The sequence below is a fragment of the Christiangramia aquimixticola genome, from assembly GCF_048285835.1.
In the GTDB taxonomy this organism is placed as follows: domain Bacteria; phylum Bacteroidota; class Bacteroidia; order Flavobacteriales; family Flavobacteriaceae; genus Christiangramia; species Christiangramia aquimixticola.
Window position 1 is genome coordinate 1 of sequence record NZ_JBLVTL010000049.1, and the last position, 386, is coordinate 386.

The window sequence follows — 386 nt, forward strand, 5'->3', positions numbered from 1 at the left end:
CCCATCACAGGGATTGATTGGTCACTTCGGGGAATTTACAGGGGAAAGTTTGGTTTCGCCGATCTCAATGGCAACCTGATTTTGGACGATCCTTCTGAATATGCTTCGGGCTGGCTGAGCGTCAATCTCACGGCTACCAAGACCTTTTCCAATGGGCTTTTCTTCGAGGCAGGTGCTACCAACCTTCTGAATACCCTCACTCCAGCCCAGCCCAACAATCCCGGAAGAGTGCTTTTCCTCGGGACCAGAATTCCATTTGCAAATCTTATCAACTAATCCAATAACTCTTAATTTACTATGAAAACTACCGTTTATTCAGTTCTATTCTTCCTCCTGTCGTTTACCCTGCTTTCCTGTGGCAATGATGACACTCCAGAGCCAGTTAT

The 386-nt window shown here is 46.4% G+C and carries 1 pseudogene; it reads left to right on the top strand.

Going from position 1 to position 386, the window contains the following annotated elements:
* Positions 1-276: pseudogene (locus ACNKXV_RS13440) on the top strand (hypothetical protein); the annotation flags it as partial.
* Positions 277-386: the final 110 nt, after the last annotated feature.